General features: G+C 66.4%; 10 protein-coding genes and 1 pseudogene. 7 read left to right on the top strand and 4 right to left on the bottom strand.

Annotation, left to right across the window (positions count from 1 at the left end):
* The first annotated feature begins 209 nt into the window (after nucleotides 1-209).
* From eccCa to E5671_RS33160, 6 genes and pseudogenes are all read left to right on the top strand, one after another.
* Nucleotides 210-4,184: a type VII secretion protein EccCa gene (gene eccCa / locus E5671_RS33185; RefSeq protein ID WP_160507549.1), complete on the top strand. Its 3,975-nt coding sequence runs from the start codon at nucleotides 210-212 to the stop codon at nucleotides 4,182-4,184.
* Between the two features lie 39 nt (nucleotides 4,185-4,223).
* On the top strand, nucleotides 4,224-4,724 hold the full coding sequence (locus tag E5671_RS33180; protein ID WP_160507548.1) for a hypothetical protein: 501 nt from the start codon (nucleotides 4,224-4,226) through the stop codon (nucleotides 4,722-4,724).
* Entirely contained in the window at nucleotides 4,721-5,374 is a 654-nt protein-coding gene (locus E5671_RS33175) for a hypothetical protein (RefSeq protein WP_160507547.1), read from the top strand. Before E5671_RS33180 ends, E5671_RS33175 begins: the two co-directional genes overlap by 4 nt.
* Nucleotides 5,374-10,113: a putative T7SS-secreted protein gene (locus E5671_RS33170; RefSeq protein ID WP_160507546.1), complete on the top strand. Its 4,740-nt coding sequence runs from the start codon at nucleotides 5,374-5,376 to the stop codon at nucleotides 10,111-10,113. The genes E5671_RS33175 and E5671_RS33170 overlap by 1 nt, the downstream gene beginning before the upstream one ends.
* Before the next feature lie 17 nt (nucleotides 10,114-10,130).
* On the top strand, nucleotides 10,131-10,520 hold the full coding sequence (locus E5671_RS33165; protein WP_160507545.1) for a hypothetical protein: 390 nt from the start codon (nucleotides 10,131-10,133) through the stop codon (nucleotides 10,518-10,520).
* A gap of 156 nt (nucleotides 10,521-10,676) precedes the next feature.
* Nucleotides 10,677-10,984 (top strand): annotated as a pseudogene (locus E5671_RS33160) (DUF397 domain-containing protein).
* 92 nt (nucleotides 10,985-11,076) lie between these two features.
* On the opposite strand, the gene E5671_RS33155 reads toward E5671_RS33160, so the two are convergent.
* From E5671_RS33155 to E5671_RS33140, 4 genes are all read right to left on the bottom strand, one after another.
* Nucleotides 11,077-11,355, bottom strand: coding sequence for a WXG100 family type VII secretion target (locus E5671_RS33155; RefSeq protein WP_443032729.1), 279 nt, complete (start codon nucleotides 11,353-11,355; stop codon nucleotides 11,077-11,079).
* 80 nt (nucleotides 11,356-11,435) lie between these two features.
* Nucleotides 11,436-11,774 (bottom strand): WXG100 family type VII secretion target, encoded by a 339-nt coding sequence (locus E5671_RS33150; protein ID WP_160507543.1) that lies wholly within the window; start codon nucleotides 11,772-11,774, stop codon nucleotides 11,436-11,438.
* Nucleotides 11,775-11,831: 57 nt separating this feature from the next.
* Nucleotides 11,832-13,028 (bottom strand): S8 family serine peptidase, encoded by a 1,197-nt coding sequence (locus E5671_RS33145; RefSeq protein WP_160507542.1) that lies wholly within the window; start codon nucleotides 13,026-13,028, stop codon nucleotides 11,832-11,834.
* Between the two features lie 1,681 nt (nucleotides 13,029-14,709).
* Complete coding sequence (locus E5671_RS33140; RefSeq protein ID WP_160507541.1) at nucleotides 14,710-15,183, bottom strand: hypothetical protein; 474 nt, start codon at nucleotides 15,181-15,183, stop codon at nucleotides 14,710-14,712.
* A gap of 450 nt (nucleotides 15,184-15,633) precedes the next feature.
* On the opposite strand from E5671_RS33140, the gene E5671_RS33135 reads away from it, so the two are divergent.
* Nucleotides 15,634-16,143 carry a hypothetical protein gene (locus E5671_RS33135; RefSeq protein ID WP_336605907.1) on the top strand — a complete coding sequence of 170 codons (510 nt, stop codon included), beginning with the start codon at nucleotides 15,634-15,636 and terminating at the stop codon, nucleotides 16,141-16,143.
* The last annotated feature ends 6 nt before the right edge of the window (nucleotides 16,144-16,149 follow it).

Below are 16,149 nucleotides of genomic sequence, written 5' to 3'. Positions count from 1 at the left end.
GACCCTCACCACATACGGCTAAATGCACCGATACATCGGCCAGTTGGACAGGCGGCTCTACGGCCGGATTAGCAGGTGCTCACGCGCACAGCGGCACCCTACCGCCGACCGGTCACCACCCGTATCAGTAGGATCACACAGCGGCCTGCGTCCGCCTGAAACGGGGCGGCGGACGGAACACCTCGGCCCTGTAGGGGAATTGGTGCGTAGTGAGCCACATCGTCGTGAAGCGCCCACCTCGGGCTCTGCCGTCTCAGGTGCCCACCGAAGAAATCGTGCTGCAGCCGCCGCCCGAACTGCCGCGTGGGCAGCAGGAGGGCGCGATGATGCAACTCCTTCCCATGCTGGGCATGGGCGGGTCCGTGGTGTTCTTCTTCATGCCCAGTTCGCATCCGTTCATGAAGATCATGGGCATGGTGATGGTCGCCTCGACGGTGGCCATGTCCGTCGCGATGCTGATCCGCTACCGGCGCGGGACGCAGGGCCAGTTGGCCGACATGCGGCGCGACTACCTCCGGTACCTGAAGCAGACCCGGCGCCAGGCGCTGGATGCCGCGAGGGCACAGCGTGACGCGCAGTACTACCTCCACCCCTCCCCCGAACAACTGTGGGCGCTGGTCGCCGAGGGCAGCCGGATCTGGGAACGCCGCACGGGGGACGAGGACTTCGGGCAGGTGCGCGTCGGGCTCGGTCCGCAGTCGCTCGCCACGCCACTCGTTCCGCCGCAGACCGCCGCGGTGGACGAACTGGAGCCGCTCACCGCGGGGGCGATGCAGCGCTTCCTCGCCGCCCACAGCACGCTGGAGGACCTGCCGATGGCGGTCTCCCTGCGGGCCTTCTACCACGTGACGGTCAGCGGTGACCCCGGCACGGTGCGGGCAGCGGCTCGTGCGCTGACCGGCTCTCTCGCGTCGCTGCACTCCCCGCAGGACCTGGTCGTCGCGGTCGCGGCGGGGCGCGCGGCCGCTCCGGAGTGGGAGTGGTCCAAGTGGCTCCCGCACTGCCAGACGCAGGGCAGCGCGGACGGTGCGGGCAGCCGCCGTCTGATCACCGGCGACCCGGTGGAGCTCGAGGCGATGCTCTCCGCCCGGCTGCAGGGCCGCCCCCGTTTCCACCCGGGTGGGTCTCATGTGCCGGACGAGCCACACATCGTCGTCGTACTCGATGGCCTGTCACTGCCTCCCATGTCGGTCCTGGCCTCCCCTGAGGGGCTGCAGGGAGTGACGGTCCTGGAGGTCGTGCCGGGAGAACTGACGGGCGGGCGGGGTGGGCTTTCCCTCGTCGTGCAGCCGAGGTCGCTGCGCATCGAATCCGGACACGGCCTGGTGTACGAGGGCACGCCCGACCTCCTCTCCTACGAGGCTGCCGAGGCGCTGGCCCGGCAGCTGGCCCCGCTGCGGGTGGCATCGGGCGGGGACGACGACGAACCGCTCCTCGCCAACCTCGAGTTCACGGATCTGCTGAGCCTGGGCGACGCGAACTCGGTCGACACGGCCCGGACGTGGCGCCCGCGCGCGCAGGCCGAGCGGTTGCGCGTGCCGATCGGCGTCGGCGAGGACGGCCGCCCCGTGATGCTGGACCTCAAGGAGGCCGCGCAGGAGGGCATGGGCCCGCACGGTCTGTGCGTGGGAGCCACCGGTTCCGGCAAGTCGGAGCTGCTGCGCACTCTGGTGCTCGGCCTCGCGGTCACCCACTCCTCCGAGAGCCTGAACTTCGTTCTTGCCGACTTCAAGGGCGGTGCGACCTTCGCCGGGATGGCGCAGATGCCGCACGTCGCCGCCGTGATCACCAACCTGGCGGACGACCTGACGCTCGTCGACCGCATGGGCGACTCCATCCGCGGCGAGCTCAACCGGCGCCAGGAACTGCTGCGCGACTCGGGCAACTACGCCAACATCCACGACTACGAGAAGGCGCGCGCGGCAGGGGCCCCGCTCCAGCCGATCCCTTCTCTGGTCCTCGTCATCGACGAGTTCAGCGAACTCCTGACCTCCAAACCGGACTTCATCGAGATGTTCGTGCAGATCGGCCGCATCGGCCGCTCACTCGGCGTGCATCTGCTGCTGGCCTCGCAGCGCCTGGAGGAGGGTCGGCTTCGCGGCCTGGAGACCTACCTTTCGTACCGCGTCGGTCTGCGGACGTTCTCCGCTGCCGAGTCGCGCGCGGCGCTCGGGGTCCCGGACGCGTACCAGCTGCCGAACGTGCCCGGCTCCGGCTACCTGAAGTACGGCACGGACGAGATGGTGCGCTTCAAGGCGGCGTATGTCTCCGGGGTCTACCGCTCGGGTTCGCAGCAGGCCGCGGCGCTGGGCGGGCCGCGGCCGGTGGACCGCCGTCCGGTGCTCTTCACGGCGGCCGAGGTTCCTGTTCGCTATTCCGCGCCAGCGGTGCCGGAGCCGCGTACGCCGTCACCGGCGGACCCGGACGACGCGCTGGCCGACACCGTCCTGGACGTCATCGTGCGCCGCCTGGAGGCGCAGGGCCCGGCGGCCCATCAGGTGTGGCTGCCGCCCCTGGAGAGTCCACCGTCCCTGGACGCGCTGCTTCCGGGGCTCACGGCCGTACCGGGGCGTGGGCTCACGCAACCCGGCTACGAGGGAGCGGGGCGGCTCGTCATCCCCCTCGGCCTGGTCGACAAGCCCTACGAGCAGCGTCGTGACGCACTGTGGTGCGACTTCTCGGGCGCGGCGGGCCACATGCAGATCGTCGGTGGCCCGCAGTCCGGCAAGTCGACCTTGCTGCGCTCCCTGATGGCGTCCTTCGCCCTCACGCACACTCCGCGTGAAGTGCAGCTCTACGGCCTGGACTTCGGCGGCGGTGGCATGGCGGCCGTCGCCGACCTCCCGCACGTCGGCGGGGTCGCCTCACGCCTCGACCCCGAGCGGGTGCGGCGCACGGTCGCCGAGGTGTACGGCGTGATGACGCGCCGCGAGGAGTACTTCCGTACGTCCGGCATCGCGTCGATCGCGGACTTCCGGGCGCGAAGGGCCCGCGGTGACATCTCGGTCGCCGACCAGCCGTGGGGCGACGTCTTCCTGATCATCGACGGATGGGGCAACTTCCGCTCGGATTACGAGGGCTTGGAGCCCGCGGTCCTGGACATCGCGGCGCGCGGCCTCGGTTACGGAGTCCACCTGGTCCTTTCGGCATCGAGGTCGATGGAGGTCCGCGCGAATCTCAAGGACCACCTCATGAACCGCCTCGAACTGCGCCTCGGCGACACCATGGACTCCGAGTTCGACCGCAAGGTCGCCGCCAATGTCCCGGCAGGGGTGCCAGGCCGGGGCCAGTCCCCTCAGAAGCAGCACTTCATGGCGGCGGTCCCGCGCATCGACGGTCTGTCGTCCGACACGGACCTCGCGGATGCCACGGCCACCCTGACCGCCGAGGTGTCCCGCCACTGGACGGAGCCGGGTGCACCGAAGGTCCGCCTCCTGCCGAGGGAGCTCCCCTCCGACCAGCTCCCGCCGGGCAACGTCTTCCCGAACCGTGGTGTGTCCTTCGCTCTCGACGAGACCAACCTCGAACCGGTCTTCGTGGACTTCGAACAGGACCCGTTCTTCTTCGTCTTCGGCGAGAGCGAGTCGGGCAAGTCGAACCTGCTTCGCCTGCTGATCACCCGCCTCACCGAGCGCTACAGCGGCGACGAATGCAAAATCTTCGTGGTCGACAACCGCCGCTCCCTCCTCGACGTGACCCCGGCCTCGCACCTGGCGGAGTACATCCCCATGTCCAACGCCATGGACCACCACATGACGGCCCTGGCCGACCTGATGAACCGCCGCACGCCGACGGCCGAGGTCACCGCCCGGCAACTCCGCGAACGCAGCTGGTGGCGAGGACCGACGGTGTACGTGATCGTCGACGACTACGACCTGGTGTCCACGTCGAGCGGCAACCCGCTGGGCCAGCTCACCGAGCTGCTTCCCTTCGCCCGTGATGTGGGCGTCCGCTTCATCATCGCGCGGTCGACGGCGGGCGCGGGACGGGCGTCGTACGAACCCTTCATGCAGCGGATGAAGGAGCTTGGCGCGCAGGGTGTGGTGCTCGCCGGGGATCCGGGCGAGGGCGACATCCTGGGCGGGGTGCGGCCGCGGCCGATGCCGGCGGGGCGAGGGACCTTCGTTTCACGACGGCGGGGGAAGCCGTTGGTGCAGACGGGGTTGGTGGCTGGGGAGTTCTGAGTTCCACCGCCAGATCCAGACCGTACGAGGATTCCAACCATGATCGACGACAACGGGGAAGGAAGTCGGCCGGGGCACGGTCGACGGTCCCGCCTCGCGGATCTGGCCGACATGACCGTGCCTGCGGCTGTCGTGCCCGATGCGCGGGACGACAGCCTCCGAATACGCCGGGAGTTCGCCGCTCTGCTCGGTGAGTTCCGGCGCACTGCCGTGCTGCTTCCGCTCGGTGAGGACGCATGCCCGCTCATCGCGGATTTCAACGGCGTCCGATGGATCTACGCCTTCTCGGACGAGACAGCGCTGGCCCGGTTCGCGGTCATGCGCGGGGACGGTGCTCGCGAGTGGGAGTACCAACGCCTGCTCGGCGCCCGGCTGCTGGACGGGGTCGTGCCGGTGGCCGGCGTTCCCTGCGGTGTGGCCATGGACGTAGGAAGCGAAGGGGACGAGGTGCTGCTTCCGCCGGTGCTGGGGGTCGTCCCTGCCGCGGTCGCGGTCGACGCGGACGAGTACGCGGATGAATACGGGGAGAGTGGAAAGTGAGTGACGACCAGTCCGATCTGGCAACAGGCGGCCTGAACCTGATCGCCCAGGGGATCAACCTGACTCTGGAAGAGCTCAAGGAGCTCGGTCCGATCGGTGCGGCCAGTGCCGGTCGCGGTTTTCAGGAGATCGCCCTGACGGGCCTTGAGCTGGGCCATGGCGGGCTCACGTCTGCGTTCGATTCGTTCTGTGAGCGCTGGGAATGGGGGGTGCGCTCCCTGGTCGCGGCAGGGAACGACTTCGCGCAGGGAGTGGGTCTCACGGCGGGGACGATGTACGAGACCGAGCAGTACGTGGGCGGGTCGTTCAAGGTCTTGTCGAACTCGCTGGGCGGCAATCCGTACGCGACCGAGGACGAGGTCACCCGGATGAGTTGGGGTGAGCTGGCCGATAACCACGCCCTCGCCAACCCGGACTACAGCAAGGAATCCTTCGACAAGGCGGGGGAGAACATCGAGCAGGGCTACAAGGACGCCGGCCGGGATGTACTGACCTCGGACATGTTCGGCCCGGACAGCGCTCAGCGAGCCGCCGGAATGAGCGACGAGCAGTACGAGGCCCTGCTGGACGAGGGCTTCGGCCCTTCGCCCGAGGAGCGTGCCCGTGCTGACGCACAGCAGCAGACTCAGCGGGGCGGGGACACGGGCTGATGGGCATAGGTGGTCTCGGTGATGTCGTCAACTCCGGTCTGGGAAAGCTGGAGGACGGCTGGGACACGACCAAGAAGGTGGTCGGTGAAGGCGTCGAATGGGGCTCCGACAAGCTGGCCGACGGTCTCGACCACATCGGCGCGGACGGTGCCGCGGACTTCGTCCAGGACGTCGGTGGCAGCGTCGCGTCCTCCCTGGGCGCGGAGGTCGACGAACGGCAGCTCGGCGAGACCGAGCAGGCCGATGAACTCATCCACGGCAACCCCGGAACGATCCGGCAGAGCGCGAAGCATCTGAAGGACTTCCACAAGGCCTTCGACAAGGTCGGCCAGGGCATGCGCAGGCTGGACTCCTCGCACTGGAAGGGCGAGGCGGCCAAGACTTTCCGCGAGAAGTTCACCGTGCACCCGGTCAAGTGGCTGCACGCGGCGGACGCCTGCGGAAGTGCCGGTGAAGCCCTGGAGAAGTACGCGGACACGGTCAAGTGGGCACAGGGCCGGGCGCAGGACGCGATCGACCTGTACAAGAAGAGCCGGCAAGCCTCTGAGTCAGCCGTGGAGGCGTACAACAAGCGGGTCGATGCCTACAACGCCGCGCTCAAGGCCGACAAGGATCCGGGTGCACGGCCGGAGCCGTTCAAGGACCCGGGCAAGGCCGACCTCGAACTGGCCCGCGAGATCCTCGCCGACGCCCGTCGTCAGCGCAACGAGGCGGGCCAGTCGGCGGAGAGCACGGTCAAGGCGGCCCTGGCACACGCTCCGGCCGAACCGCCGCCGCTGGACCGGCTTCAGTCAAATTCCTTCGACGGCCTCAAGTCGCAGAACACGGAACTTCAGCACGTCATGGGCGGAGCGTTGAAGGGAACAGGAGGGCTGATCAATTTCGTACGCGGTCTGAGCCCGATCGACCCGTACAACATCACGCACCCCGCCGCCTATGTGCAGAACGTGAACCTGACCCTGGCCGGGCTCGCGTCCACGGCGACGCACCCCGACCGTGCGGCGAAAGACGCGTACGACAGCTTCAAGAAGGACCCCTCCGAATTCTGGGGCCGGATGCTGCCGGAGCTGGCCGGGACCAAGGGAGCCGGTTTCGCGAGCGGAGCGGCCCGGGCCGCAGCCGCACAAGGGGTGAAGGGCGCCGCACGAGAGGCAGCGGAGTCGGGCGCACGGCGGGGGGCACGCGAGGCTGTCGGCGAAGACCCCGCGGGGCCCTCTCGGCGAGAGGGCGTGGAGAGCCGGGGAACGGACCCGATCGACCTCGCGACCGGCAAGATGTACCTGCCCCAGACGGACGTGGCACTGCCCGGCGCCCTGCCTCTGCTCTTCAAGCGCAGAGTGGAGTCCGGCTACCGGCTTGGGCATTGGTTCGGCCCGTCCTGGTCTTCGACGATCGACCAACGCCTCGAAATCGACGTCGAGGGCGTCGTCTTCGTCACCGAGGACGGCCTCCTGCTCGCCTACCCGCACCCCGCGCCCGGCCTGCCGACTCTCCCGAGCCACGGCCCGCAGTGGCCGCTGGACCGCGAGGAAGGCGGCTACACGATCACAGATCCGGCCACCCTGCGGAAGTGGCATTTCACCGACCGGAGCGAGGGCCTGGCGGTCCTGGAGCAGATCGACGACCGCAACGGCAACTGGTTGACGTTCGAATACGACGCCGAAGGCGCACCCCGGTCCTTGGTGCACAGCGGCGGTTACCACCTGAAGCTCACCACCGAGGGCGACCGCGTAACGGCTCTGTACCTGGCCGGCGCGGCCGCTGATGGCAGGGACCAGGAGCTGATCCGCTACCAGTACGCCGACGGTCACCTCACCGAGGTCCTCAACTCCTCTGGTCTGCCGCTCCGTTTCGCGTACGACGGCTTGGGCCGGGTCACCTCGTGGACGGACACGAACGACCGCAGCTACACCTACGCGTACGACGATCAGGACAGGTGCGTTGCCGAGGGCGGCTCGGAAGGCCATATGAGCCTGCGCCTCACCTATGACACGACGGACCCCGAAACCGGGCTCAGGGTCACGACGACCACCACCGGCGAGGGCCACACCCGACGCTTCCTGATCAATGACGCCTGGCAGGTGGTCGCCGACATCGACCCGCTCGGCGCGGTCACCCGCTACGAGCGCGACCACTACAACCGCCTGCTCTCCCGCACCGACCCATTGGGCCGCACCACGTCTCTCAGCTATGACTCGGCAGGCAACCTGCTCACAGCAGTACGCCCGGACGGACGTGAGGCGAGTTCCGAGTACAACGAACTCGGGCTGCCCTTGAAGGTGGTGAATCCTGACGGAACGATCTGGCGGCAGTCCTACGACGAACGCGGCAACCGCACGACGGTGACCAGCCCTTCGGGCCAAACGACGCGCTTCACGTACGACGAAGGGGGCCGTCTCACCGCGGTCACGGACCCGCTCGGCAATGTGACGACGGTTCGGTGCGACCCGGCGGGGCTCCCTGTCGAGATCGCCGATCCGCTCGGCTCAGTGACCCGCTACAAGCGTGACGCCTTCGGAAGGCCTGTCACGATCACGGACGCGATGGGCGCCACGACGCGACTGGAATGGACTGTCGAGGGACAGCTGGCCCGGCGCACGGGACCCGACGGGGCGGTCGAGTCCTGGGCGTACGACGGTGAGGGCAACTGCACCACTCACACCGACGCGATGGGTGGCGTCTCCCGCTACGAGTACACCCACTTCGACGTGCTGTCGGCCCGCACGGGCCCGGACGGGGTGCGTTACGAGTTCGCCCATGACCACGAACTGCGCCTCACCGAGGTAGCCAACCCCCAGGGCCTGACGTGGAATTACGCATACGACCCGGCCGGCCGTCTCATATCGGAAACGGACTTCGACGACCGGGCGCTGTCGTACGCGTACGACAGCGCCGGGCAGCTGGCCTCGCGCACGAACGCCATCGGTCAGACGGTTTCCTTCGAGCGGAACGCTCTCGGCCAGGTCACCTGCAAGGACGCCGACGGCCGGGTCACTGAATTCGCCTACGACCTGACTGACCAACTCGCGCAGGCCACAAGCCCGGACACCACTCTCGTGCTGCTGCGCGACCGCTACGGCCGGCTCAGATCCGAAACGGTCAACGACCGCAAGATCACATACACATACGACGAACTGGGCCGCCCCGCCACGCGCACCACGCCGTCGGGGGCCACCAGCGCGTGGGCGTACGACGAGGCAGGACGCCGCACCCAACTGATCGCGTCGGGCCGCACCATCGACTTCGCCTACGACGCGGCAGGCCGCGAACTCGCCCGTCACATAGGCGAGTCCATTTCCATGGGCCAGACCTTCGACGAGCTGGGTCGCCTCACAGACCAATCAGTCACCGCTACGGGCGGCCGATCTATCCAGAACCGCGCCTACACCTACCGCGCCGACGGCAACCTCATCGCCATCGACGACCAGCTCTCCGGCAACCGTAGCTTCGACCTGGACGCGGCGGGCCGTGTCACGGCGGTCCACGCGGCGAACTGGACGGAGACGTACGCCTATGACGCGGCGGGCAACCAGACCGAGGCGTCCTGGCCTGCCGGTCATCCTGGGCAGGAAGCGACGGGGCGGCGCGCGTACGAAGGCACGCGGATCACGCGCGCTGGTGGTGTGCGCTACGAGCACGATGCTCTTGGCCGCATCGTCATGCGCCAGAAGACGCGCCTCTCCCGGAAGCCGGATACGTGGCGCTACTCGTGGGATGCGGAGGACCGGCTGACGTCGGTGATCACTCCTGACGGCACTCGCTGGCGCTACACGTACGACCCACTGGGCCGCCGCACGGCCAAGCTGCGTCTGGCGGCCGACGACGAGACAGTCGTCGAGCGGGTCGACTTCACTTGGGATGACACGACGCTCTGCGAACAGACCACTAGCGGCGAAGGGTTGCAGCATCCAGTCACTCTTACGTGGGACCACCAGGGCCTGCACCCCGTGGCGCAGACCGAACGCATCACTGCGGCCGCTACACCACAGCAGGAGATCGATTCCCGCTTCTTCGCCATCGTCACCGACCTGATCGGCACACCGAGCGAACTAGTCGACGAGCAGGGCGAGATCGCGTGGCGGACACGCAGCACGCTGTGGGGTACGACGGCGTGGAATGCGGGGAGCACGGCTTATACGCCGCTTCGTTTTCCGGGGCAGTACTTCGACCCGGAGACGGGGCTGCATTACAACTACTTCCGGCATTACGATCCCGAAATCGGGCGCTACTCCACGCCTGACCCTCTTGGTCTTGCCCCTGCACCCAACCCGAATTCCTACGTTCATAACCCCACAGCTTCGGTCGACCCTCTGGGGCTCGCGCCCGAAGTATGCCCTTCCGGGCGCGACCCGTTCGACTTCCGCGCCCCTAACCCTGCTCACCCTCCGAGCGGAAACCTTACAGACGCCATGAGGGCGGCACCTCAAGGATCGGAAATTGATTGCTCTGATATCGCTTCATTCATATCAAACCGGGCCGACAACGAAGGGAGGATCGTGCATTACATGACCCATTCCGGAAATGACATCAAGATTCCAGAGCAGGGCGGAAGGGCAGTAGAGGACTACACTTTCCACGACGTTTACACCGACGGCCGCTACGCCTACGACCCAACACTCAGCAGCACGCCAGTCCCTCTGGGAGACTACGAGAGGGCACTCCGACACATGAACGACGGCGAGAAAGTGATCAGACACAACGGAGATTACCAGATACCCCCACCTTGGGGACGTCGCTAAGGCGAGGAGGCAGGACAATGGTCGACAATACGCGGCGCGAAAAGATAAAGCGGGTACTGAACAAATTCGGCTCGGTGGTCTGGCTCAGATCCCCTGTCGAACGGCACCCCACGTATGGATACCTTCAAGTATCCTTTATTGCTTGGCGCTTCGAGGAGCCTCGCGACAGCCTCAAGGAAATTTTCGAGACGATCACCCGAGAGGCGCCAAACAGCCTTGAATGGACATTCAAGGCAACAAGAAATTGGATGATTGCACCTACTCGCCTCATTCAGCAGGCCGGCCCCGATGGAAGTAAATTCAATGAGGCTATGGTCTACATCACGGAAGAGGACCAAGAATTCTGCGCAGCAGCAAGAGAAGATCTATCCAGGATTCTCGAAGCTCTTGAATCAGCGTCATCCTAGTTAATCTGCGCCTGGAACGCAGCCCGATGTTCGACTGGATAGATACGAGGGCCCTCGCGCGACGTACAAGCCAGGCCATTGCCGAGCGGACACCGAAGGACTCCAAGTAGGCTGAGTCCACCGTTCGTTGGCACGTCAGGAAGGGGCTGCTTCATCATGGCCAAGGCAGAGGACCAGGAGTCGGAGCAGGACACCAAGGCGCGCAAGGAGCGGGAGAAGGACGAGCTCTACGCCCTGGACATCTCAGCGTCGAGTGGCACAGCGCACCGGGCACCGAGGCGCACGAAGAGCGCGTCGAGATCGCGTACCTCCCCGCGGGCGCCGTGGCCATGCGGTCGTCCGTCGAGCCGGAGACCGTGCTGCGGTACACCGAGGCAGAGTGGCGGGCGTTCGTACTCGGGGCGAGGGACGGGGAGTTCGACCTGGAGCCTGCGCCGCGGAATGGCGGGGCAGGGGCGGTGTAGGCCCAACCATCCTTCCGCCCCGCCCACCATTCAACAAGCAGGGGTGGACACCTCCCGCGTGTGTCCACCCCGATGTTGCGTGACGCTGATACTCACTGGAAGTAGCTGGCGCCCTTCAGGTCACCGCCCCGGTAGTCACCGCCGGCCTGGCCGACCTTTTGGCCGATCTCGACGAGAGCCCGGTGAATGGCCTCGACGTTCTTGTCCCACTCCTGCTGCTGCAGGACGTACGCCTCGTGGGCCTTGCCCTCCCAGCCCTCGGCCACCTTCGTCACCGCCCGCTTGATATCAGCGAGATCGGCCTCCAACTGCTTCGCCTGGTTGCCGAGTTCGGTCGTGATGGCGTCAAGGCCACCATATTTGACCGCCATTTCACCATAGTGAACGTTTGCCATGCCTACCCCGTCTCTCAGTGGTTGTGGAGGATTCGTTCCCCAGAGACCGCAGTGCTTCAGTAGCTGTTGATAGCCGACTGCTTGCCGCCGTACTGCACGTCGATGCTGTCCATCGTCGACCGGACCTGGTCCTCAAGGCCTTCCGTGAGCTTCTCGTTGCCACTGATGCCGTCCAGAAAATCCACCAGGATCCTCCCGATCACCTGCATGCGCTCGTTGAGCTCGGTCTGCTTCTTGTCGAATGCATGAGCTCCGACACCCCGCCAGTTCACCTCCATCGTGTCGAGGGTGCCCTGGAGCCGCTTGAGCTGCTGCTGGACCGATTCGTACTTGCCCACGATCTCTTTCTTCAGCAGCGCCACTTGCTCATTGTTCAACTTCTGGCCGTCAGCCACGGCTGGGCTCCCTTCTTGAACCTTTGTTGGTGTGGGTCGGGTGATGCTGCGTCGCGTTCAGGCTCTGCGCCGAGCACGCATCACTGCGAAGGCGCTGGCGCCGATCACTGCGGCTGCGGCGATGGAGCCGAGGATCAACCACAACTGGCCGTCTCTCTCACTGGACTTGGCGCTTGAAGCTGCCGCCGCGGCCCCGCCACCCGTCGCCCCCTTCGGGGGCTGCGATGAAGCCGGCGCGGAAGCAGAGGGTGAAGCCTCATTGCCGGGACCGGCACCAGCACCGGGCGTCTTCTCATTGGTGAGGGGGTCAACATCTGCGGGGCCCGGGTCGCCCTTCCCCTCCAGCAAGTTGGGAGCCGGCCGGACAAGTCCGTAGCCGAGGTAGACGCTCGGATCGTCCTTCGGCCAGTCGCGGCCTGCGGTGTCGATGAGGACTCTGAGGACCTGGTTGGCCGTCCAGTTGGGGTGCTTGGACCAGATCAGGGCGGCGGAGGCGGAGGCGATGGCTGTGGCTACGCTGGTGCCGCCTTCGCCATCGCAGTACGAACGAAATGCCTCATCGCACCACTGGGGGAGGTCCCGACCTGGCGCCGCCAGATCCACGTAGTCGCCGCGTTCAGAGAACCTAGCGACCTTTCCTGACTCATCGGCGGCGGAGACTCCAGTGACAGATGGAAAGGCGGCGGGATACCCGATGAAGTCCTTCTTCTCTCCATCGTTGCCGACGGCCGCGAACATCAACTTGCCCTTCGATGCGGCATACTTCACTGCTGCCTTCTCATCTGGGTACGCAAAGTCAGAACCGAAGGACATACTGATGATCCGGGCATCACTGTCGGCCGCGGCCCGAATTGCTTCGGCGCTTCGGCTTCCCTTCTTCTCGAACTTGCCACCCAGACCGGTTCGAAAGGACACGACCTCGGCACCGGGGGCCAAACCCTTGATCCCCCCGCCTCGTCCGGATCCCACGATGAGTTCCGCCATCGTGGTTCCATGTCCGTCGTAGTCATCTGTCGAGCCACCAGGCATTCCTGCCACATCCGTGCCCGGATGTACGCGGCCTTTGAGCGACGGCGTCTCCGAGACACCAGTGTCCACAACTGCGACCTTGATGCCCTCGCCGGTGCTGACATCCCAGAGTTCGTCAGCGCCCATGGCCTCCAAGTGCCACAGCTTCGACTGGATGTCGTCCGCCGTCGCACTCGGAGCAAGCCCTAGGGGCACGAGGACCAGCACAACAAGTGCGGAGGCCATGGTGGCGATGCGTCTCCCCGCACCGCCCGGAGACGGCGCAACCCACCCGCCGCGTCGACCGGCTTCTGACCTCATGCCCTGCACGTCCTTGCTCGCGATCAGTCGATCACCGGCGGCACGTGCCGCCGGTTGCCTGGCAAATGTGTTTCCTCGTCCTCGACCAGATAGTCGGGCCGCTGCACGCCCTCGCCCTCGTCGCCATCCGGGCGTCGTGGTGTGCCCGCGGGACCACGCACCAGCCCTGAGCCCCCGGCGGTGAATCCGTTCCTACGGCCTGCGGCGGTAGACGTACGTTCCTTGGGAGTACCGACCACGCCATCGGGACTACTGGTGAACCGGCGAGACGTCTGTCCGCTCCCAGCCGTGCCGTGAGGCGCTGCTCCAACGACTCCGCGTTGGCCTCCGGCTCCATTCGTTGCCCTTGAACCACCAGAGCCCTCGGTTCCGATGACCGGGCCACGCGGCAACCTGGAGCCCGACGAACCCTGCACGGGGCCAGGAACAGGCCGCCCACCGACGAGGCCGTTGGCGCGCCCCGCACCAGTATCTGGGAGGCCAGGGCGAGGACCCGGCACGGCGGGACGTGGCGTTCCCCCAGTGACGGCACGTCCTACCGGCGGCTGTCCGGTAGCCGTCGGACCACTGACGGTTCTCCCTTGGGCCATCGGACCTGTGCGCCCCACCGGGCTCGAAGGTCCCGGACCTGCAGTTGGTCGCGCTGGGCCTGTCGTGCCTGTTCGACCTTGGGCCGGTAGTGAGGTCCTCGGACCTGCTCCAGGAACTGACGTGCGTGCAGTGGGTCCACTGGTCACAGGGAGACGGGGGCCGCTTGCAATGGGAGGAACAGGCTCTCCGAGCCCACCCGTTGGACCTGATGTCGGAGGCGACGCAGCGGGTACCGGACTTGCGGTCTGCGGCGGCAGAGTCCCGACGCTGTCAATCTCCGTGCTGACAGGCCGATCCGGCAAGGCGATCGAGTCCGGCGAGGCGATCGGGCCGGGTCCGCCAGTGCGGGGCGGTGTGGATTCGACGGGATGCGGGTCACCTCCCTTCACGGTGTTGGCAGAGTGGTCAGGCGTGACCTGGGCGTCGCCTGCGGTCATGGCGGAAGATGCCGCACCCCGCTCCGCGCCGGGGAGGGATGCCGTCTTCCCCTTCGGCACCCCCACATCCGGCATAGCCGAAAACGTAGGCGGCTCCTGCCCAGCCATCGAGTGCTGCGACACCTGGTAGAACGACGACAACCGATTCATCTGGTTGATCGCCTCTTGGCGATGCTTCTCCGCCTTGGCCGCGGCGGCGTACTCCGCATTGCCGTCGACCCTCTTGGGGGTGGGGATGTCCTCAACCATCTTCGGATCGGCGCGCTGATCCCTGGGCGGCATGGAACTACGGACAGACGCCAGCCCCGCGCCGGCCGAAGCGATCTGAACACTGGCGGTGTCGGCGAAGTCGGAGAGTAGATGCGTGTCCTTGACGAGGTTCTTGCCCCACTTGCGGAACGCCTCCCCAGCCGCTCCCTCCCAGTCGACTCGATCGATGTGCTCGCCGAGCTCCTTAGCGGCCGCGGCAATCGCGTTGCGGGCCTTCTTGAGGGCCTCGCCCGCGCTCTCCAGGTCCGCGGGGTTCGCCTGTTCGACCAAGTCGATCATGTCGTTGAGGCGGTGGCCTTCGAAGCTCATCAGCGCCACCCGGAGTCAGAGCCGGCGTCGCCATTGCTACGGGGCGAATCAGGCATGCCGTCCTTCTCGCTCTGAGCGGCAGCCTCGTCACGGTCAACCCTGGTCTGGATCGCCCAGAAACGCTGCCTCAGGTCCTCGTCGAGATTGTCGAAGCCGACGTCCGCGCCGTGCACCGCAATGCCCATGGCGTCGATCTGGTCTCCGAGCATCTTGGAGAGCGAGGTCAGCCGCTCGTGAACCTGGTTGTACTGCGAGTACAGGCCATCGGCCGCTGGAAACGCACTGCCCCCACCGCTGAAGGAACCCCGGGTGAGCTTGTACCCCCCGACCTCGCTCGAACCGCCCGCCGAACCCTCGAACTCCGTGAGCAGCGTGTTGACGCGCCGACGAAAGGTCTTCAGCGCCTCCAGCCCGCGCTTGAGGTCAGCGCCGGATGACGGCGCGGCACCCCCGCGCCCATCTGTAGCAAGCACGATGCTTACCCTCCCCGTTACCTGCCCTGCCCGACCGTTTTCACGATCGCGGTGGCTAGGTGGTCACTTATCGCGCCCGCGTCACTCTAGTCACACTCACTGTGACTACCAACCGATCTATGTGTCCCGGCGGTTGAGAACAGGCCAGCCGTAAGGGCTACTGCAGGGCCCAAACTTCGCGAAGAGGGGCAACTTCCCCTCCAAGGGAAACCGCTACCAGCCAGTACTTGGTCACTTCCGGATCTGTAGCCCCCAAGCCAACTAGCTAGCCCCGCGCCCTGCCACTGGCCACGCCTCACACACTGCCACCTCTGCCCTCACGAAGTGACGCGTCCCCTACTCAACCCATCTGAGTACACCTACTCAGTTGCTGCAGCCACAACTATCGCTACCCTCTCGGAAGTTCAGATGAGCCCGTGGCACTAACAGTCGCTACGCGGAAGTGCCTTGATGGAGCAATCCAAGGACGGAGTCCCTTACATGGGGTGGGACGAGTGGGAGCAGCTCAAGGCCGGTGCGGCCGAGCGCCACTCCGAACAGATGCAGCTCAACGAGGCCCCGACTGACAAGGGGGATTCCGATCCGGGCAACAGCGGAGGCTGGGGCAACGACGATTCGGGCAACCTCAAGTCCAGTAAGGCCGCATGGGCCAAGGCCGGGGAGGGTGTCGGCTCTCTGCGGGAGAACATCGGCAAGGCGCTGACGAAGCTGGAGGAAGGACAGGGCGGGCTCGACAAGAGCTCCGGGTGCCTCAGCGCCGCAGCCCAACGGGATGTCCATATCACGTGGGAGCGCTACGTGAAGGACGTGAGCGGTCGGTGCGAGGATCTACAGAAGTTGATGGTTCAGATGGGCCGTCTCCAGCGGAGGACCGACGAGGGAGTCGAGGCCGAACTCGCGAAGTTGGCCACCGAGCACCAGGACACATCCGCCATCGGCGGCCAGACCAAAGGACGTTGATCCACA

The organism is Streptomyces sp. BA2, assembly GCF_009769735.1.
Classification (GTDB): domain Bacteria; phylum Actinomycetota; class Actinomycetes; order Streptomycetales; family Streptomycetaceae; genus Streptomyces.
Note: the sequence above shows the minus strand (reverse complement) of the source record. Positions and strands in the feature narration are given on the sequence as shown.

Excerpts from the sequence above, each read along its gene's own strand:
- E5671_RS33170 (WP_160507546.1), top strand. The coding sequence starts at position 5,374 with ATGGGCATAGGTGGTCTCGGTGATGTCGTCAACTCCGGTCTGGGAAAG.
- E5671_RS33180 (WP_160507548.1), top strand. The coding sequence starts at position 4,224 with ATGATCGACGACAACGGGGAAGGAAGTCGGCCGGGGCACGGTCGACGG.
- E5671_RS33135 (WP_336605907.1), top strand. The coding sequence starts at position 15,634 with ATGGAGCAATCCAAGGACGGAGTCCCTTACATGGGGTGGGACGAGTGG.
- E5671_RS33145 (WP_160507542.1), bottom strand. The coding sequence starts at position 13,028 with ATGGCCTCCGCACTTGTTGTGCTGGTCCTCGTGCCCCTAGGGCTTGCT.
- E5671_RS33165 (WP_160507545.1), top strand. The coding sequence starts at position 10,131 with ATGGTCGACAATACGCGGCGCGAAAAGATAAAGCGGGTACTGAACAAA.
- E5671_RS33155 (WP_443032729.1), bottom strand. The coding sequence starts at position 11,355 with ATGGCGGTCAAATATGGTGGCCTTGACGCCATCACGACCGAACTCGGC.